This window comes from Antarcticibacterium flavum, assembly GCF_006159205.1.
GTDB classification, from domain to species: Bacteria; Bacteroidota; Bacteroidia; order Flavobacteriales; family Flavobacteriaceae; genus Gillisia; species Gillisia flava.
The window spans coordinates 2,377,845-2,396,026 of sequence record NZ_CP040812.1; the positions used below are offsets into that span (position 1 = coordinate 2,377,845).

Below are 18,182 nucleotides of genomic sequence, written 5' to 3' on the forward strand. Positions count from 1 at the left end.
TTAGTCACAAAAAAAGCCCTGAAATTACAGGGCTCTATTAGGAGAAAGTTTTATATCGAATTGTGTAAGACTTTTAAATTCCTGCATGCGCGAGTCTATTTCATCAAGATCCAGCTTTTCCATTCTCTCTGTGCCAAATTTTTCGACACAAAAAGAGGCAAGACCTGAACCGTAGATCACAGCATTCTTCATATTTTCAAAAGAGATATCTTCTGTTTGTGCAAGGTAACCTACAAAACCTCCTGCGAAGGTGTCTCCTGCTCCCGTTGGGTCAAATACATCTTCCAGTGGCAGCGCCGGGGCAAAGAATACTTTTTCCTTATGGAACAACAAGGCGCCGTGCTCCCCTTTTTTAATGACCACGTATTTAGGGCCCAATTCCTCGATTTTTCTGGCAGCTCTTACCAGGGAATGTTCCCCGGTTAGCTGTCTCGCTTCTTCATCATTTATAGTGATCACATCTACTTTTGCGATGACTTTCATAAGGTCATCCCACGTATTGTCCATCCAAAAGTTCATAGTGTCCAGGACAACTAATTTTGGGTTTTCTACCTGTTCCAGCACGCTTAATTGTACTAATGGGTGCAGGTTTCCAAGCATTACGATCTCGGCATCCTTATAACTCTCCGGAACTACAGGGTTAAAATCTGCAAGCACATTTAATTGTGTTTCCAGGGTGTCCCTGGTATTAAGGTCATTATGGTATTTGCCGCTCCAAAAGAAGGTCTTTCCTCCTTTTACTATCTCAATTCCGTCTATATTAATACCATTGCCGGTAAGAAGGTCAAGATGCTCTTGTGGGAAATCTTCCCCTACTATAGAGACTATCGCATTGTCTATATTAAAACGGGAAGATGACAGTCCAATATATGTTGCGGCACCACCCAGGATCTTATCGGTTTTACCAAAAGGGGTTTCAATTGCATCGAAGGCTACTGTGCCTACTATCAATAATTTACTCATAACAGGATTTCAATTTTGAGGTGCAAATATACATGATGTTTTACAAGGAATAGGGGAAATCACAAACTTTAAGGAGAATGGGTTTATTAATTTTGTTGCTCTTGAAAACCTTCGTCTATAAGTAGGCGTGGCTGTTTGGAAGCTGCGACTGCCAGGGTATCGCAGCGTTCATTTTGAGGATGATTATTATGTCCCCTTATCCATTTAAAATCGACCGTATGTTTCCTGTACTCGACCAGGAATTCCTTCCATAGGTCTGTGTTCTTGCGATCTTTAAAATTCTTTTTTTCCCAGCCAAAGATCCAGCCCTTGCTCACTGCGTCCACAACATATTTGGAATCTGTGAATACAACTGCCCTGGTTCCGGGATTTTTTAATTTCCGGAGGGCTTCTATAACAGCTAGGAGTTCCATCCTGTTATTGGTGGTGTGTTTAAATCCTTTTGAAAATTCCTTTTTGTATGGTTTTCCAACCCATTCCATAACGATCCCATAGCCGCCTGGCCCGGGATTGCCTCTTGCAGCCCCATCTGTATAAATATGTACCATAGGATCATTCACCTTTTTGCTGCTTGAGGAGATCTTCTATTACCAGCGGGAAATGTTCATATTCCAGCTCATGGATCTTCCCGGCCAGATGGGAGGCGGTCATATTGTCATCAACAGGAATAGTAGCCTGGAAAATTGTTTTGCCTTCATCATATTTTTCATTCACAAAATGAATGGTAATGCCTGTTTCTACCTCCTTCTGGTCAATTACTGCCTTATGTACAGCATCACCAAACATTCCCTTACCACCAAATTTTGGCAAGAGGGCAGGGTGGAGGTTAATGACCCTGTTCGGAAATTTTTTGAGGATCTTGTTTGGGAAAAGCCATAGAAACCCTGCCAGAACAATGAGATTTGGATTCAGGTCTTTTAGGACATTGAGCATCTCATTGGTCTCATAAAAGGATTCACGATCAAAATGAAGCGCTTTCACTCCCAGGTCGTGCGCTTTTTTGAGAACAGGGGCTTTTCTGTTATTGGAAAAAACGGCAATAACCTCTGCTGTTTGAGTGTTTTGGAAATATTTTATGATGTTTTCAGCATTGGTTCCGTTACCGGAGGCGAAGATCACAATTTTGGCTGGAGGCATAGAAAAGGGCGGTTCAAGGCGGAGTTAACAATAATTAAGACGTAAAAATAAAGGGTTTAAATGAAATTTACGTAAATTAGAACCACATTTTTAAACTAAAAACCGGTTTTAAAATAAAGTTTTTTATTTTTGCCACCTAATCAAAATTAAAATAGAATATTATGTCAGACATTGCATCAAGAGTAAAAGCGATTATCGTTGACAAATTGGGAGTTGACGAGAATGAAGTTGTAAACGAAGCCAGCTTCACCAACGACTTGGGCGCTGATTCATTAGACACTGTGGAATTAATCATGGAATTCGAGAAGGAATTTGATATCCAGATTCCAGACGACCAGGCAGAAAACATTGCTACAGTTGGTCAGGCAATTTCTTATATTGAAAACGCAAAATAAAAAGAAAAGCATTTTATGGAGTTAAAGCGAGTTGTAGTTACAGGCCTGGGAGCCTTGACACCTATTGGGAACAATGTTGAAGAATATTGGGATGGATTGGTGGCCGGTAAAAGTGGTTGTGCTCCTATAACCTATTTCGATTCTGAAAAATTCAAAACTAAATTCGCTTGTGAACTCAAAAACTTCGATGTTCTTGAATTTTTTGACCGCAAGGAGGCAAGGAAACTGGACAGGTTTGCCCAGTATGCCATAGTAGCTTCAGATGAGGCTATAAAAGACTCCGGTATAGATATGAATACCATCGATAAGTATCGTGTAGGTGTGATTTGGGGTGCGGGAATAGGAGGCCTGGAAACTTTTCAGGATGAAGTTACCAATTTTGCAAATGGTGACGGCACTCCCCGTTTCAATCCCTTTTTTATTCCAAAGATGATAGCAGATATTGCCCCGGGTAATATCTCTATTCGTCACGGTCTTATGGGTCCAAATTATACTACTGTTTCTGCTTGTGCATCAGCTGCAAACGCTATGATAGATGCTTTGAATTATATAAGGCTGGGTTACAGCGATATTATAATTTCAGGAGGATCTGAGGCTGCAGTGACCAAGGCCGGAATGGGCGGTTTCAACGCCATGCATGCCTTGTCTACCAGAAATGAAAGTCCTGAAACCGCTTCAAGACCTTTCGATGCTACCAGAGATGGATTTGTATTGGGAGAGGGAGCAGGGGCAATTGTCCTGGAAGAATATGAGCACGCAAAGGCTCGCGGAGCAAAAATATATGCTGAATTTATTGGCGGCGGGTTATCATCTGATGCATATCATATGACGGCTCCTCATCCCGAAGGAACCGGGGTTGTGGCAGTTATGAAAAACTGTTTGCAAAATGCCGGGATCAAACCTGAAGATGTAGATGCCATCAACACCCACGGTACCTCCACTCCTCTAGGGGATGTGGCAGAATTGAAGGCTATAAGCATTGTATTTGGAGAACATGCCAAAAATATTAATATCAATTCCACGAAATCCATGACTGGCCATTTACTTGGTGCAGCCGGTGCTGTTGAAGCTATCTCGGCTATTTTGTCAATGAAACATGGAATTGTACCTCCTACTATCAATCACGAACACAGGGATGAAAATATAGATCCTGAATTAAATCTTACCCTTAATAAGGCGCAGGAGCGGGATGTGAACGTGGTGATGAGTAATACTTTTGGTTTTGGAGGACATAATGCATGTGTGCTTTTCAAAAAATTCACTGAATAATCGCACATGAGTGTTATTCGAAAAATATTAAATTCCCGCTCTTCTAAAGACGGGAATTTTTTTATTGCTATGCATAAGATCCTTGGATTTAAACCAAAGGATGTTGCGCATTATCAAAAAGCCTTTACGCACCGGTCGCTCAACCAAAAGGATAAACAGGGGAATGCGGTTAATTTTGAAAGACTCGAATTCCTGGGTGACGCCATGCTTAGTGCAGTTATAGCCGGCTATTTGTTTAAAACAGTTCCCGGCGGCAATGAAGGTTATCTTACCAAGATGCGATCCAAGGTCGTAAGCCGTAAACACTTAAACGAGCTGGGAAAGGACCTGGACCTAATTGATTTTGTTCAAACAAATATTCCCAAAGACCAATTTGGCGCTAATATTCATGGGAATTTATTTGAAGCCCTTATTGGAGCCATCTATTGGGACCGCGGATATAAATACTGCAAGCGTTTTATTTATGAGAGGGTCATCAATCCATATGTAGATATCGAACAGCTGGAGGGAAGGGTTATAAGCTACAAAAGCCTTCTTATTGAGTGGTGTCAAAAAACAAAGAAGAATTTTAATTTCGAGATTTATGATGACACCGGCAACGATGAGGTGAAACACTTTGCCGTAAAACTTAGAATTGAAGGAAGGGTCGTAGCCAAGGCCCGGGCTACCTCTAAAAAGAAGGCAGAGGAAAAAGCTTCAAAAAGAGCTTTTTATGCCCTTCAAAATCGAATAGAAGTAGAATAATAAATCACGGAATACTATAACGTTTTCGTAGATATATCCTAAAAATAGCCCTAAAAATATCATAATTTGGCAATCTTATTTTATCTTTATCACTAAAGATTAGATGTATGTTAGCCCATAAGTTAGTGTTGGAAGATGTGGAAGAAGATTATCATCTACTCGCCCTGCACAGCTCATTGGAAGAGTATAAATTAGCATTTTATCTCAATAAATTTCTCCAGTTCCAGTTAAAACGTGCTGCAGTAGATGTAGATTTTAATCACGGGGAAGTGCAGGCGCTGTATCCTTTATATTCTTTTAAACAACCTGAAAAGTACCGCGCTTTTCATCTCATAAAGAATAAATTCAAAGGGGAAGTAAAAAAGGTAATTAGCTCAGGTTCCCTTTTTGTTGAGGAAGAGGTTTCTCCTCAAATCACATATCTCATACCGGAATTTAAGGATGTGGATTATTTTCTTAAAGTAGAGGAGGATTTGGAGCCACGGGAGGTAAATGCACTGGTGGGAAAATTAGTTTCCATACCACATATTATCACAGCTTATACGGTTGATGTAGATCAACTTAAATCAAAAAATAATTTAATTTTAGAATAATGCCAGCAAACAAAAGAACGAAGATCGTAGCCACCTTAGGCCCTGCAACCAGCTCAAAATCTGTTTTAAAAGATATGATGGAGGAAGGGGTTAACGTGTTTAGGGTCAATTTTTCCCATGCCAACTATGATGATGTAAAGGAAAGGATCCAAATGATACGGGACCTAAATGAGGAATTTGGATACAGTGCTGCTATTCTTGCAGATCTTCAGGGCCCTAAGTTAAGGGTGGGAATAATGAAAGAGGAGGTTGTCGTAAATCCCGGTGACCAGATCATATTTGCTACAGGTAAGGAATTCAAGGGAACGGCTTCCAGGGTTTATATGAATTATGATCAATTTCCACAGGATGTGCAAAAAGGAGAGAGAATCTTACTTGATGATGGTAAATTGATATTTGAGATAGTAAGTACAAATAAAAAGGATGAGGTGGTAACCCGTGTTATACAGGGTGGTCCATTGAAATCAAAGAAAGGGGTAAACCTTCCAAATACAAATATCTCACTTCCTGCCCTCACCGAAAAGGATGTGCAGGATGCTATTTTTGCCTGTGAGCAAAAAGTGGACTGGATGGCACTATCCTTTGTGAGACATGAACATGATCTCATTGAACTGCAAAATCTTATTAAAGAACATAGCGACCATAAAATTCCTATCATCTCGAAGATCGAAAAACCTGAGGGGGTGCGAAATATAGATAAGATCGTAGCTTATTGTGATGGTTTAATGGTAGCAAGAGGAGACCTGGGAGTGGAGATCCCGGCACAGGAAGTGCCGCTTATTCAAAAGCAACTTGTACTAACCGCTAAAAAAGCCAGGATACCGGTTATCATAGCCACCCAAATGATGGAAACTATGATCACAAGCCTTACCCCAACCAGGGCAGAGGTTAATGACGTGGCAAACTCTGTAATGGATGGTGCAGATGCTGTAATGTTAAGCGGGGAAACCTCTGTTGGGAATTACCCTGTGCAGGTGATCCAGAAGATGACACAGATCATTAAGAGTGTGGAGAATTCACCGTTGATCAAGGTGCCTCATGACCCACCACATATTAGAACAAGGAGATATATTACAAAAGCCGTTTGTTATCACGCTGCTATTATGGCAAATGAGATCAAGGCCAAGGCTATTTGTACCTTGACAAACAGTGGGTATACCGCATTCCAGATATCTGCCTGGAGGCCAGAATCCAATATACTTGTTTTTACATCAAACAGGAGAATTCTTTCCCAGTTGAGTTTATTATGGGGAGTAAGGGCATTTTTCTATGATAAATATGCCAGTACCGATGAGACTATTGAAGACATAAATCAAATCGCACTGGAAAGTAAATATGTGGAGAAGGGAGATTTTGTAATTAATCTTGCAGCTATGCCTATTACAGATAAGGGTATGGTTAATACACTTCGGGTTTCTGAGATCCTTTAAATAGAATTTAATTGAATATTAAAGCCGGAAAATTACTTTTTCCGGCTTTTTCTTATTTAGAATTCAAACTTAAGTTGCACGGCAATCTCATCTTTCTTTTCAGGTTTTTCAGTATTAAGATTGGAAAGGGATATGCCTAATAATCTTACAGAATTCTTCATCTTTTCCTGGTATAGCAGTTCCCGGGCAGTCTCCAGGACAAGGTCCCTGGAAGATATATAGTAAGGCAGGGTCTTGCTGCGGGTATGAAGACTAAAATCACTGTATTTTATCTTTAAAGTGATTGTCTTTCCAGCTACTTTACTTTTTTGTAGCCGGCGTTCAATCTCTTCGGCAATATTAGATAGTCGTTCCAGCATAAAAATCTCAGAGGATATATTCTCATCAAACGTCCTTTCGGCACCAAGGGATTTTCTTATCCTGTTTGGTTTTACCTCACTAAGATGTATTCCCCGTACCACATTATAATAATGAGCTCCGCTCTTTCCAAAATGTTCAGTGAGAAATTCTTCACTCTTCTGCTTTAGGTCAAATCCTTTAAAGATTCCCAGCTGGTACATTTTCTCAGCAGTAACTTTTCCCACCCCATGAAACTTCCTTATTTGCAGATTTTCCAGAAATTCTTCTACTTCTTCGGGGTTGATGGTTTTTTGTCCATTTGGTTTATTGATATCGCTAGCGACCTTGGCAATAAATTTATTTATTGAAATTCCGGCTGAGGCATTTAGCCCTGTTTCCAATTTAATTTTCTCCCGTATTTCGCGCGCAATGAGGGTGGCACTGGGATGGCCTTTTTTATTTTGGGTGACATCAAGATATGCTTCATCCAGGGAAAGTGGCTCCACCAGGTCTGTGTACTCCAGAAATATAGCCCTTATTTTATTCGAGATTTGCCGGTACCTTTCAAAACGTGGTTTAACAAATATTAGGTGAGGACAATTTCTTTTAGCTATAATGCTGCTCATCGCACTGCGCACCCCAAATTCCCTGGCCTCATAACTTGCTGCAGCTACAACCCCGCGTTCCTCACTGCCCCCAACCGCTATGGCTTTTCCACGTAATTCAGGATTGTCCAGCTGCTCTACAGAGGCATAAAATGCATCCATATCAATATGAATGATCTTCCTCAAATAATTTTCTTCTCCCACCCTGTAAATTTAATAAAACTACTATTTAAAGAAATACAGCTTAGTATTTTAGTTATCGCAGGATACTTCGAATATTGCACGTAAAAAACTATCTTTAAACTATAGACGAAGTGGAAGTTAAGCTTTCATGTTCAAAAGGGGCAATTATGAAAACAGCAATCATACTTGGAGCAACAGGCCTTACCGGAGGAATTTTGCTTCAAAAATTACTTGAGGATCCTAATTATTCAAAGGTCAAACTTTTTTCCAGAAGCAGTGTAGCTGTTAAAGATAATAAGATCGAGGAGTACCTGATAGACCTTTTTAAGCTTGAAGACCAAAAACAGCTTTTCACAGGAGATGAAGTATATTGCTGTGTGGGAACTACAAAAGCCAAAACTCCCAATGAGGAAACCTATCGTAAGGTCGATTATGGTATACCGGTTGCTGCCGCAAAGCTGGCTGCTGAAAATAACATCCCTGTTTACACTGTAATTTCTGCCCTGGGTGCCAGCAGCGAAAGCAAGATCTTCTATAACAGGATCAAAGGTGAAATGGAAAAGGACATCCTGGAACAAAAGCTGCCAAATACTTATATCTTTCAGCCTTCCTTGATTGCAGGAGACCGTGTTGAAAGCCGAACAGGGGAGAATATAGCTAAAAAAGTCATGAAGGTTTTAAATCCTCTAATGATTGGTCCATTAAAAAAATACAGATCCATACAACCGGCGATAATAGCAGCAGCAATGATCAAGGTAGCAGGAGAGGGATATACAAAGACTTTTATCCCTTCCAATGAAATAAAAGAAATAGCAGGTAAGGAGGATTAAATATGATAGAGATTGAAAGAAAATTCCTTGTAAAATCCAATACGTACCGGCTAAAGGCTTTTCAGGAAACAAGAATTTCACAGGGTTTCCTCAATACGCATCCGGAACGTACAGTTCGTATAAGGATCATGGGATATGGAGCATTTATCACCATAAAAGGAAAGTCTTCCAGTGATGGCCTCCAAAGGTATGAATGGGAAAAAGAAATAGACGTTACAGATGCTGAGGACCTTCTAAAATTATGTGAACCCGGAATTATCGAAAAACAACGTTACCTGGTGAAACACGGAAAGCATATATTTGAAATAGATGAATTTTCAGGAGAAAATGATGGGCTGGTGGTTGCTGAAGTGGAGTTAAATCACCTTTCCGAAGAAATTGAACCGCCCGCCTGGCTTGGAGAGGAAGTCACGGGACAAACCAAATATTATAATTCTCAATTAATTAAAAATCCATATAGGAACTGGAAATAATGAATTCTTATGAAAAGATATATTCTGTTATCATTACTTGGTCTGGCAGCCTGTAATCAACCGGTCGAAAAAGTGCGGGGAGTTCCTGCACCTGCTGCAGTCGAAGTTCAAAAGCCCTCGATTGATGTACAGGCACAGGAACTACGCGATAAAGGCTATCAAACTTTTATGTACGGGGAGGGAGACTCCACGTATCTTATGCAGCAATATTATATTGTATTTCTTAAAGCAGGTAAAAACAGGTCTCAGGATTCTACAGAAGTTGCAAGGCTTCAAAAGGAACATCTTGCACACTTGAGCAGGATGTATGAGGAAGGATATTCCAGTCTTACCGGGCCCATGGGTGATGATGGAGAACTTCGCGGAATAGTTATTTACAACACTCCTACTCAAGAAGAAGCAGATAGCCTTGCCCGTCTTGACCCTATGGTAAAGGCAGGAAGACTTGAAGTGGAGGTTAAACCCTGGTGGACAGCTAAAGGAGGTAAGTTAAACTAAGTTAATTCCTTTTTAAGCAGCTAAAAGACTATTATCTTAAAATCAAAAAGATATGCAATTTCAAAACAGCAACAGCGAGGCCCGTGGGGTTATTACTGCCAAAGACAGGGATAAAGAAGCGGGAAAGATCAACTATTCAATTAGCGAGGAACAAAAGCTCACTATTGAACATACAGAAGTAGATCCCGATTACCAGGGGCAGGGGGTGGGAAAAAAGCTCGTAGACGAAGCTACCGATTTCGCCAGGAAAAATAATATGAAGATCATACCTAAGTGCCCTTATGCAAGAAAGATTATGGAGCGGGCAGATAAGTATAAGGATGTTCTGGCTTAACAAGGCCTTTTTTATAATCCTTGCCTGTATTGTCGTTTTTCCTGAAGGAAAGTATTGATCCTGTTCACAAGGGGGATACTTATAAAAATACTTGTCAAAGCATCTGTAACCCAATGGGCTCCTGCCCATAATCTTGAAAGTGGTGCGATAGAACCAAAGAGATAAAGGCCAATTTACAAGGCGGGTTGTCTTACCTGTGTAGCTAGTGCATATGCAGTGGTAAAAGACAAAATGGAATGACCAGAGGGAAAAGAGTAATATGAATTTTCCCTGCTTCCAGGTTTAAAGCTAAATTTCCCCTCTTCGCGCAAAGGCCTTGCCCGGCCTGTTATTATTTTAAGGATGGTTTGAAGAAGCCCTGCAGCAAGAGAGGATGTTATTAAAAGCGTCCCGGCTTTTCTAACTTCTTCATTTCTAAAGAAAAATCCATAAAGATAAAATCCTGCATTTATCATATAATGATTTTCAGGACTGCCGTAGTACCAGCCAAAATTCTTCAAGACCACGAGTGCAGTCTCACCCCGCCGCCTGAACCAGTTGCTTATCTCTTCATCGTACCGGTAAAGGGATAATATGGTGAACGCCATTGCAGCGAGAATTAATAGGTCTCTTGCTTTCAATTTGCGGGGACCCAGGTAAACATCCTTTATTCCAAGGAAAATACTTTTTGCATCATAGTTGAGAATTTTGAGGCCGGGTTGGGTTTTTCTATACGATGCCAAGGCCGTTTTCACCAGGAAGCCAGCAGTAAGAATCAAAATCGATTTTTTCAGTAATGGTAAAAAAGCCATTTTCTAAGGTTGAACCTTAAAATTAGGAATTACACCACATTCTTCTTAAAAAGTAGTGTTAACTCCTTCATCCTAAACCCTTATTTACTGCCATCCCCCACCTAGAGCCTGGTATAGCTCCACAACAGCATTTAACCTGTTAAATCGTGCATTTACAAGTTCGAGCTGGGAGTTGAGAGCATTTTCCCTGGCAGTCAGGACTTCGAGGTAATTGGCATAACCATAATTTAACAATTCCTCTGAAAAGGACATAGCCTGGTCGTAAGCATCAAATTCGTTATTCTTGATCTCAATAGTTTCAGTTGCCGCCTGGAAATTATAAAGAGCATCTGAGACCTCCCTGGAAGCTATGAGAAGGGAGCGTTGAAACTCAAGCAAGGCTATTTCCTGCCTTGCCTGTGAGGCTTCAAATTCAGTTCGTATTTGCCTGCGATTAAAAACCGGTTGAGCTATTGAAGCCGCGAGATTTGCAAAAAGCGAATTCACATTGAATAACTCTGCCAAATCCAGACTTTGAAAACCGCCGGCTGCAGTTAAGCTAAGTGAAGGATAAAAATTGCTGCGGGCAACATTTGTTAGTTCAAAGGCATTTCGCAGGTTATATTCTGCAGCAATTACATCTGGTCGGTTTCCCAACAACTCTCCCGGAACACCTGTGTGCAGGGGCGTATTGATCTCCTGTTGATCCAGGTTACTTCTTTCGATACTCCGTGGGGCATCTCCCAGGAGGATAGATAATGTGTTTTCCAATAAACGTAGCTGGTTTTCCAGCTGCACGACAACTGCCTGGGCCGTATACAACTGGGCTTCGGTTTGTTTCACTCCTACCTCTGTCACATTCCCTGCTTCTTTAAGAGCCCGGGTTATCTCGAGGCTATTTTCCCGGTTCCCCACCGTTTCCCGGGTTATTTTTATTTGTTCATCCAGGGCAAGGATCTGGTAATAAGTAGAGGCTATAGCAGCAATAAGCTCTGTCTTTACTGCCTGGTGTGCGGCAACACTTTGAAGGTAGGAGGCCTGGAAAGCCCTATCTGTACTGCGTATCCTTCCCCAAATATCTGCTTCCCAGGATAAATTTCCGGTTGCTTCATATTGGGTAATGGAGCCATCAAAGAGGCGTCCAAACTGGCTGTTCCTGGAGAGGATCTGGTGGTTGACTCCCGCTCCAAGGTTAAAAGTGGGAAAATATCCTGCACGGCCTTGTTTAACATAGGCCTCTGCCGCCTTGATTTGCTGCAGGGCTACCCTTATGTCTATATTATTTTCAAGACCTTCTTCAATATATGCCTGTAATACGGGATCCTGGAATAATTCCTTCCAGGAAACCAGCGCCATACTTAAACTATCTGCAGGCAATTGATCTGTTCTGTACGATTCCCGGACTTCTACCGTAGGCCTGTTATAATCTTTTGCCACAAAACATGATTGAAGCAAAAGAGATACACTAATTAAAAGGAAAAATTTTCTCATAGTTCTCACTCCTCATTTTTTTTTGCTGCAGGCTGTGGCGGCCCACTTACTTTTTCATGCAGGTATTGGAAAAGCATGTAGAGAATTGGAATAATAAATACCCCAATTACTGTCCCTGCCAAAAGTCCTCCAACAGCACCTGTTCCAATAGAACGATTACCCACGGCACCAACCCCACCGGCCAGCACCAAAGGCATTAATCCCAAAATGAAAGCGAAAGAGGTCATCAATATGGGTCGCAGCCTTACTTTTGCTGCATCAATGGCAGAATCTACAATACTCATCCCATCCCTCCTTCGTTGAATTCCAAATTCTACAATAAGGATTGCGTTTTTAGCCAGGAGCCCCAACAGCATTATAAGGGCTATCTGGAAAAAAATATTATTCTGAAGCCCGGTAAGCCAGGTGGTAACGAAGGCTCCCATAATTCCTATGGGAAGTGAAAGCAATACGGCAAAGGGAATTATATAGCTTTCATATTGGGCAGCCAGAAGGAAATAAACAAATAGAATACTTAAAAGGAAAATTGTCACCGCCTGTCCCCCCGCAGATATCTCTTCTCTTGTCAATCCCGAATATGCAATGTCAAAACCTTGCGGAAGTTCTTCTGCCAGCCTGTTCACATCACCAATGGCATCACCAGAACTAAATCCTGGTGCAGCAGATCCTGTGAGTTTTACAGCGTTAAAAAGGTTGAACCTGCTTACAGATTGCGGGCCGTAAACCCTTTCCAACGAAATAAACTGGTTAATGGGTGCCATCTCTCCACCCTCAGTTCTTACATACATCATATCCAGGCTTTGAGGGGTATTGCGATCTTCAGGTAGAGACTGGATGTAGACCCTGTACTGCTTTCCAAAGCGGCTAAAGTCTGCAGCGAATATGCCTCCAATATAGCCTTGCAACACACTTAGTATCTCGTTCACAGAGACTCCGCTCTGTTTTGCTCTGGCAATATCTATATCTATTTGGTATTGGGGGAATTCGGTATTAAAAGGATTATTTGCAAAAGCAATTGAATTTTGTGCTGAAAGAGCTCCGCTGAATTCGGTCGCTACCCGGTCAAGTTCACTAAATTCTCCCCCGGTACGATCCAGCAATTGCACTTCAAAACCTTCAGAAGCCCCAAAACCGGGAATACTTGGAGGCTGGAAGAAATTGATCGTGGCATCTGGTGCAGTACTGGCCGCAATGCGGTTTAACTTTTGAGTAATGACCTCTATTGAAAGGCTGTCTTCCGTACGGTTATCCCAATTATCAAGGGGAATAAACCCCAGGGCATAAGAACCTCCTGCTCCAGAGAAGAAATTCCTGCCGTTGATCATAGAAGCCCCTCTTACGCCGGGGATCTCGATTACTTCTCTATATAACCTTTCCGTCACTTCAGCAGTCCTGTCCAGCGATGCCCCTGCCGGCAATTCGAGGTTCATAAATATGATCCCCCGGTCTTCAGTAGGAACAAATCCCGTTGGGGTATTCCTGGAAGCTAAAAATGTAAGGCCTACAGCGGCAACCAATATTACGGCGCTTATCCATTTGTGCCTGTATAAAAATCCTACAGATCTGGTATATTTTCTGGTTGTTGCCTCAAAACCGGCATTGAAAGCCATATAAAACCGCTGAAGAAAATTTTTCTTCTTTTCACCTTCATTATTATGCGGCTTTAAGAATAATGCACAAAGGGCAGGACTAAGGGTTAATGCGTTTACTGCTGAAATAAGTATGGCTACGATAAGGGTAACCCCAAATTGCTGATAGAATACTCCAGAGGGGCCTGTAAGAAATGTTACAGGAACAAAAACCGCTGCCATTACCAGGGTGATGGAAACTATCGCCCCGGCGATCTCATCCATCGCTGTCACAGTAGCAGCCTTTGCTGATTGCGCTCCTCCTTCAATTTTAGCATACACTGCTTCCACCACTACAATGGCATCATCTACCACGATCCCAATGGCGAGCACCAGGGCAAATAGGGTTAACATATTGATGCTATAACCAAATAGGTTAAGGAAAAAGAAGGTACCAATTATTGACACCGGCACCGCAATAGCGGGAATTAATGTCGCCTTGAAATCCTGAAGGAACAAAAGAACAACAAGGAAAACCAGTACGAAAGCTTCAATAAGGGTTGTCCTTACTTTGGAAATGGAAGCGCTTAGGAAATCATTGGTGTTGTAATTCACATAGTAATCCACACCCACAGGAAAATCCTTTTTTAAATTCTCCAGGGTTTCCTCAATGTCCAGAATGATCTCCTGGGCATTTGATCCCGGGGTTTGGAACACCCCCACGTTAATCCCGGGTAAACCATTTACAAGGATCTTGGAGGTATAGCCCTGGGCATCGAGTTCAACATTGGCCACATCCTTAAGGCGCAGGATGCGTCCATTTTCTTCAGCCCTTAGAATAATGTTCTCATATTCCTCCACGGTTTTGTAACGACCCCTATACCTGAGTACATATTCAAAGCTCTCCCCGCTGTTTTGACCAATAGATCCTGCTGCGGCTTCAAGACTTTGCTCGTTTAAAGCTGCTCTAATATCTGATGGGACAAGGTTATAACTCGCCATCCTTTCGGGCTGTAGCCAAATGCGCATGGCATAAGTCCTTCCCCCAAACGATCTCGCTTCCCCCACACCATTTATACGTTGGAGCTCAGGGATCATATTAATATTCATATAGTTTTCCAAAAAGGTGCCATCATATTCCTCATTGCTGGAATAAATGGAAAAGTACATGAGCGCACTGGTTTGCTGTTTTTGTACCGTAATACCATTTTGGATAACGGCTTGAGGTAAAAGCGCATTGGCCCGGGAAACACGGTTTTGCACATTCACTGCTGCAATATCGGGATCAATATCCTGGTCAAAGAAGACCTGTATGCTCCCATTACCATCATTACTCGCACTGGAAGTGATGTAGGTCATTCCTTCCACCCCGTTTATTTGCTCCTCGATTGGAATTATAACACTCTCCAGTAGGGTTTCTGCATTAGCACCGGGATATCCTACATTAATTTGTACCGTGGGAGGAGCAATATCTGGGTATTGGGTAACCGGAAGGGTTTGCATGCTCAGTAAACCCAGGATCACCAGGATAATTGATATTACTGTAGACAGTACCGGCCGTTCAATGAATATTCTTAACATAGTATTCTATTTAAAAACGGGTTGGATTTGTCCAGCGATGCTATCTAATTCTGTAGGATTTGGAGTGATCCTTTGGCCATCCCTTAATTTGGCAACTCCTTCTGCTACAATCCTGTCCCCTGCATTTATACCAGCTTGCACAATAAGTAGGTCACCAATTTTTTTATTTCCCTGTAGTAAAGTATTACGCACGGTGTCTCCTTCATCCAGCCTGAATGTGTAGATCCTTCCCTGGGCTTCATATGTAGCTTTTGAAGGGATCACCATCACATTTTCATAGGTTCGTGGAATGAGGATTCGACCGGAATTTCCCGTAGCAAGTAGTCCTTCCGGATTTGGGAAGGTAGCTCTAAAATTCACGGTCCCGGTCCCTGCATCTACCTGTGGGTTAATAGTCTTTATTTCTCCCTCATATTTATATTCCCTGTCACCAGCAAGTATGAGTTTTACCGGGGGCATATTATCAAGCTTTTCCTGCCGGGAATTACCCTCTGCCTCTTCCATGAACTCATAATAATCTGCCTCATTCATAGCAAAGAAGGCATAAACTTCTTCTGCCTGGGATACAGTCGTGAGCGGTTGTGCATCTCCCGGGCTTACCAAATTCCCACTTCTAAAATTGATTGCACCTACATAGCCGTCCACGGGACTTTTAATGTTGGCATATCCTATGTTTGCTGTGATGCTGTTGTAATTGCTTTTTGCCTGGGAAAGTTGAGCCTTTGCCGTTTCAAGCTGCACTTCACTAATAATATTCTTTTCAACAAGTGGCACCAGTTTATCAACTTCCACCTGAGCGGCATTAACGGCAGCCCTGGCAGCTTCAGCGTCCTGGGTGAGAGATTCTGTTTCAAGAGTAAAAAGGAGCTGTCCTCGCTTCACCTGTTCCCCCTCATCTACCAGTACCCGGGTTATATATCCCGGAACTTTTGCCCTTACAGCACTGTTAATGGTACCTTCAATATTTGCCGGGAATGAGGAGTAATCTGTCACCGTGCGTACAGGTACTTCTATAACTGGATAGGTTGCGGGTGCCTGGGCCTGCTCCTGGTTCTTGTCCCCGCAGGAAAGAAGTATCATGCCAAGGCATACTATTGAGAATATCTTTTTCATAAAGATAATAACTTGCAGATTTATTAAAGATTTCTTTGGCTAATCTTTTCTTTCAATTTTTGGATTGAGGTGGTAGCTTCATTTAAAAAGGTGAGATAATCCCTTTGGAACTCAAGGTCAAACAAGACCCCCTGTTCTTTTTCGGCCAGCTCATTGTGCTTTTTCTTATATACCAGGACCTTCTCGTGAACATTCTTTTGGGATTCCCACTTAACCAGCATATCATCTAACACGTTAACCATGAGGGAAGGATTGATAGTAAAATACCTTTTCCGGTCACCGGTTTTTGTGAAATATTGTACGCGGTTGGTTGCCTGCAGGTACTCCAAATGAGTTGAAACGGTGCTCTTACTGGTGTTTAGGTCATTTACCAACTCATCAAATGTTATTCCCTGCTTGCCGGTAAGGATGACAGTTGCAAAAATACGGGCCGCCAGGGGAGCGAGATTCTCCTTTTCAAATAGTACCCCCATTTGTTCTATGAGTTCCATTTTTTCCCGCCGAAGTTCGCTTTTAGTCATTTCAAGGTTTTAGGGCTGCAAAACTATCGATTAGTTCGGATTAAACCGAACCATCAAAACCTAATTTATTGTTAAAAAAAATCCCGCTAGATAAAAATAGCGGGAGGTTTTTTATGGTAGAAATGGTTAACTCTTATTCGGCTTTCTCATTTTCAGTATAGATCCCTAATGTAAGTTCCCCATCCCTGTTCATAGCTGCACGATACATCCCGGCTGAATTAAATTCCATAGCGATATTGCCTTTGGCATCGATGGCTATGATCCCGCCTTCTCCTCCAAGTTCTGTAAGCTTATCCTGTATTACTGCGGTAGCTGCTTCCTGTAAACTCATTTTGCGGTATTCCATCATTGCAGAAATATCGTAAGCCACTACCCCGCGAATGAAATACTCTCCCCAGCCTGTGGCAGAGACTGCACAGGTAGCATTATTGGCATAAGTACCGGCACCAATTATTGGCACGTCGCCAATGCGGTTCCATTTTTTATTTGTCATTCCCCCTGTAGAAGTACCTGCTGCGATATTTCCATTCTTATCCAGGGCGACTGCACCAACAGTTCCAAATTTAGAATCTTTGATAAAAGGATCCAAAAGAGCCATTTTTTCTGCATCGTGGTCCAGTTCTGTTTTTTCTGAATCTTTAATCCTTTGCAGGGCATTAAATCGTTTTTCATCAAAAAAGTAAGATGGGTCTACTACCTCAATACCTCTTTCACCGGCAAACTGCTCTGCTCCTTTGCCTGAAAGTAATACGTGGGGTGAATTCTTCATAACCTCAAATGCAAGGTTTATCGGGTTTTTTACTGTGGTTACTCCCGCAATAGCGCCGGCGTTCAAGGTTTCCCCATCCATAATGGCTGCATCGAGCTCATTGGTTTCCTCATTTGTAAAAACAGCTCCTTTCCCTGCATTGAAAAGCGGGGAATCCTCCATAACATTTATAGTTCGCTGGATGGCCTCTATAGAAGAACCCCCATCGGCCAGGATCTGGTGCCCTGTGCGAATGGCTTCCTCCAGCACCTCTTTATAGGCAGCCTCCAGGGAGTCTGTCATATTTTCTTTGAGTATGGTTCCAGCACCACCATGAATAACAATCCCAAAATTGTCACCCTGTATATTATCAGATTGTGGTGGGGCGGCAGTTTCGCCAATTGGTTTTTTTTCTTCTGCTGCCTGGTTGCAGGAAAATGCTACGGTAAGGGATAAAAGGAGTAAGATTTTTTTCATTGTGATATTTGTTGATAAGCAAGGTTTAAAAGTATGAAAATAAATTTTAGCTTTTCAGGCAATTGAGAACTGTTGGGCTAATTGAACCGCGTGAGGGATAGGAGCGTAAAGCCCGGAGCC

Annotated in this window: 19 protein-coding genes; 9 read left to right on the forward strand and 10 right to left on the reverse strand. The window is 42.0% G+C overall.

Features of this window, described 5'->3' with window-relative positions; genetic code table 11:
• Window positions 1-24: 24 nt before the first annotated feature.
• From FHG64_RS10030 to purN, 3 genes are all read right to left on the reverse strand, one after another.
• A complete protein-coding gene (locus tag FHG64_RS10030) occupies window positions 25-963 on the reverse strand; it encodes a PfkB family carbohydrate kinase (protein ID WP_139066272.1) in 939 nt (312 codons plus the stop codon).
• 86 nt (window positions 964-1,049) lie between these two features.
• Entirely contained in the window at window positions 1,050-1,511 is a 462-nt protein-coding gene (gene rnhA / locus FHG64_RS10035; protein WP_285897169.1) for a ribonuclease HI, read from the reverse strand.
• Between the two features lie 4 nt (window positions 1,512-1,515).
• Complete coding sequence (gene purN, locus FHG64_RS10040) at window positions 1,516-2,100, reverse strand: phosphoribosylglycinamide formyltransferase (protein WP_139066274.1); 585 nt, start codon at window positions 2,098-2,100, stop codon at window positions 1,516-1,518.
• Between the two features lie 161 nt (window positions 2,101-2,261).
• On the opposite strand from purN, the gene FHG64_RS10045 reads away from it, so the two are divergent.
• The 5 genes from FHG64_RS10045 (at window position 2,262) to pyk (ending at window position 6,531) form a co-directional block, all read left to right on the forward strand.
• Window positions 2,262-2,495, forward strand: a complete 234-nt coding sequence (locus tag FHG64_RS10045) for an acyl carrier protein (protein ID WP_139066275.1) — start codon at window positions 2,262-2,264, stop codon at window positions 2,493-2,495.
• A 15-nt stretch (window positions 2,496-2,510) separates the two neighbouring features.
• Window positions 2,511-3,764 carry a beta-ketoacyl-ACP synthase II gene (gene fabF / locus FHG64_RS10050; RefSeq protein ID WP_139066276.1) on the forward strand — a complete coding sequence of 418 codons (1,254 nt, stop codon included), beginning with the start codon at window positions 2,511-2,513 and terminating at the stop codon, window positions 3,762-3,764.
• A 6-nt stretch (window positions 3,765-3,770) separates the two neighbouring features.
• Complete coding sequence (gene rnc / locus FHG64_RS10055) at window positions 3,771-4,508, forward strand: ribonuclease III (protein WP_139066277.1); 738 nt, start codon at window positions 3,771-3,773, stop codon at window positions 4,506-4,508.
• A gap of 107 nt (window positions 4,509-4,615) precedes the next feature.
• A complete protein-coding gene (locus tag FHG64_RS10060) occupies window positions 4,616-5,101 on the forward strand; it encodes an IPExxxVDY family protein (protein ID WP_139066278.1) in 486 nt (161 codons plus the stop codon).
• Window positions 5,101-6,531 (forward strand): pyruvate kinase, encoded by a 1,431-nt coding sequence (gene pyk, locus FHG64_RS10065; RefSeq protein WP_139066279.1) that lies wholly within the window; start codon window positions 5,101-5,103, stop codon window positions 6,529-6,531. The genes FHG64_RS10060 and pyk overlap by 1 nt, the downstream gene beginning before the upstream one ends.
• A gap of 56 nt (window positions 6,532-6,587) precedes the next feature.
• On the opposite strand, the gene dinB is transcribed toward pyk, so the two are convergent.
• On the reverse strand, window positions 6,588-7,679 hold the full coding sequence (dinB, locus tag FHG64_RS10070) for a DNA polymerase IV (protein ID WP_139066280.1): 1,092 nt from the start codon (window positions 7,677-7,679) through the stop codon (window positions 6,588-6,590).
• Between the two features lie 146 nt (window positions 7,680-7,825).
• Between dinB and FHG64_RS10075 the strand changes: the two genes are divergently transcribed.
• Genes FHG64_RS10075 through FHG64_RS10090 form a run of 4 tightly spaced genes read left to right on the forward strand, consistent with a single transcriptional unit; the run spans window position 7,826 to window position 9,793 of the window.
• Window positions 7,826-8,488 carry an NAD(P)H-binding protein gene (locus FHG64_RS10075; RefSeq protein WP_139066281.1) on the forward strand — a complete coding sequence of 221 codons (663 nt, stop codon included), beginning with the start codon at window positions 7,826-7,828 and terminating at the stop codon, window positions 8,486-8,488.
• Between the two features lie 2 nt (window positions 8,489-8,490).
• Window positions 8,491-8,961 (forward strand): CYTH domain-containing protein, encoded by a 471-nt coding sequence (locus FHG64_RS10080; RefSeq protein ID WP_139066282.1) that lies wholly within the window; start codon window positions 8,491-8,493, stop codon window positions 8,959-8,961.
• 9 nt (window positions 8,962-8,970) lie between these two features.
• Entirely contained in the window at window positions 8,971-9,459 is a 489-nt protein-coding gene (locus FHG64_RS10085; protein ID WP_139066283.1) for a YciI family protein, read from the forward strand.
• 52 nt (window positions 9,460-9,511) lie between these two features.
• Window positions 9,512-9,793: a GNAT family N-acetyltransferase gene (locus tag FHG64_RS10090; RefSeq protein ID WP_139066284.1), complete on the forward strand. Its 282-nt coding sequence runs from the start codon at window positions 9,512-9,514 to the stop codon at window positions 9,791-9,793.
• 173 nt (window positions 9,794-9,966) lie between these two features.
• On the opposite strand, the gene FHG64_RS10095 is transcribed toward FHG64_RS10090, so the two are convergent.
• From FHG64_RS10095 to FHG64_RS10120, 6 genes are all read right to left on the reverse strand, one after another.
• Window positions 9,967-10,551, reverse strand: a complete 585-nt coding sequence (locus tag FHG64_RS10095) for a phosphatase PAP2 family protein (protein WP_168191349.1) — start codon at window positions 10,549-10,551, stop codon at window positions 9,967-9,969.
• A gap of 117 nt (window positions 10,552-10,668) precedes the next feature.
• A complete protein-coding gene (locus FHG64_RS10100) occupies window positions 10,669-12,054 on the reverse strand; it encodes an efflux transporter outer membrane subunit (protein WP_139066286.1) in 1,386 nt (461 codons plus the stop codon).
• Between the two features lie 5 nt (window positions 12,055-12,059).
• A complete protein-coding gene (locus tag FHG64_RS10105) occupies window positions 12,060-15,203 on the reverse strand; it encodes an efflux RND transporter permease subunit (protein WP_139066287.1) in 3,144 nt (1,047 codons plus the stop codon).
• 6 nt (window positions 15,204-15,209) lie between these two features.
• On the reverse strand, window positions 15,210-16,316 hold the full coding sequence (locus tag FHG64_RS10110; protein WP_139066288.1) for an efflux RND transporter periplasmic adaptor subunit: 1,107 nt from the start codon (window positions 16,314-16,316) through the stop codon (window positions 15,210-15,212).
• A 23-nt stretch (window positions 16,317-16,339) separates the two neighbouring features.
• Entirely contained in the window at window positions 16,340-16,837 is a 498-nt protein-coding gene (locus FHG64_RS10115; RefSeq protein WP_139066289.1) for a GbsR/MarR family transcriptional regulator, read from the reverse strand.
• Window positions 16,838-16,970: 133 nt separating this feature from the next.
• Complete coding sequence (locus FHG64_RS10120; RefSeq protein ID WP_139066290.1) at window positions 16,971-18,062, reverse strand: isoaspartyl peptidase/L-asparaginase family protein; 1,092 nt, start codon at window positions 18,060-18,062, stop codon at window positions 16,971-16,973.
• Between the last annotated feature and the right edge of the window lie 120 nt (window positions 18,063-18,182).

Excerpts from the sequence above, each read along its gene's own strand:
- rnc (WP_139066277.1), top strand. The coding sequence starts at position 3,771 with ATGAGTGTTATTCGAAAAATATTAAATTCCCGCTCTTCTAAAGACGGG.
- pyk (WP_139066279.1), top strand. The coding sequence starts at position 5,101 with ATGCCAGCAAACAAAAGAACGAAGATCGTAGCCACCTTAGGCCCTGCA.
- FHG64_RS10120 (WP_139066290.1), bottom strand. The coding sequence starts at position 18,062 with ATGAAAAAAATCTTACTCCTTTTATCCCTTACCGTAGCATTTTCCTGC.
- FHG64_RS10090 (WP_139066284.1), top strand. The coding sequence starts at position 9,512 with ATGCAATTTCAAAACAGCAACAGCGAGGCCCGTGGGGTTATTACTGCC.
- purN (WP_139066274.1), bottom strand. The coding sequence starts at position 2,100 with ATGCCTCCAGCCAAAATTGTGATCTTCGCCTCCGGTAACGGAACCAAT.
- FHG64_RS10030 (WP_139066272.1), bottom strand. The coding sequence starts at position 963 with ATGAGTAAATTATTGATAGTAGGCACAGTAGCCTTCGATGCAATTGAA.
- FHG64_RS10110 (WP_139066288.1), bottom strand. The coding sequence starts at position 16,316 with ATGAAAAAGATATTCTCAATAGTATGCCTTGGCATGATACTTCTTTCC.
- fabF (WP_139066276.1), top strand. The coding sequence starts at position 2,511 with ATGGAGTTAAAGCGAGTTGTAGTTACAGGCCTGGGAGCCTTGACACCT.
- FHG64_RS10085 (WP_139066283.1), top strand. The coding sequence starts at position 8,971 with ATGAAAAGATATATTCTGTTATCATTACTTGGTCTGGCAGCCTGTAAT.
- FHG64_RS10105 (WP_139066287.1), bottom strand. The coding sequence starts at position 15,203 with ATGTTAAGAATATTCATTGAACGGCCGGTACTGTCTACAGTAATATCA.
- FHG64_RS10075 (WP_139066281.1), top strand. The coding sequence starts at position 7,826 with ATGAAAACAGCAATCATACTTGGAGCAACAGGCCTTACCGGAGGAATT.
- FHG64_RS10115 (WP_139066289.1), bottom strand. The coding sequence starts at position 16,837 with ATGACTAAAAGCGAACTTCGGCGGGAAAAAATGGAACTCATAGAACAA.
- rnhA (WP_285897169.1), bottom strand. The coding sequence starts at position 1,511 with ATGGTACATATTTATACAGATGGGGCTGCAAGAGGCAATCCCGGGCCA.
- FHG64_RS10080 (WP_139066282.1), top strand. The coding sequence starts at position 8,491 with ATGATAGAGATTGAAAGAAAATTCCTTGTAAAATCCAATACGTACCGG.
- FHG64_RS10045 (WP_139066275.1), top strand. The coding sequence starts at position 2,262 with ATGTCAGACATTGCATCAAGAGTAAAAGCGATTATCGTTGACAAATTG.
- FHG64_RS10060 (WP_139066278.1), top strand. The coding sequence starts at position 4,616 with ATGTTAGCCCATAAGTTAGTGTTGGAAGATGTGGAAGAAGATTATCAT.
- FHG64_RS10100 (WP_139066286.1), bottom strand. The coding sequence starts at position 12,054 with ATGAGAAAATTTTTCCTTTTAATTAGTGTATCTCTTTTGCTTCAATCA.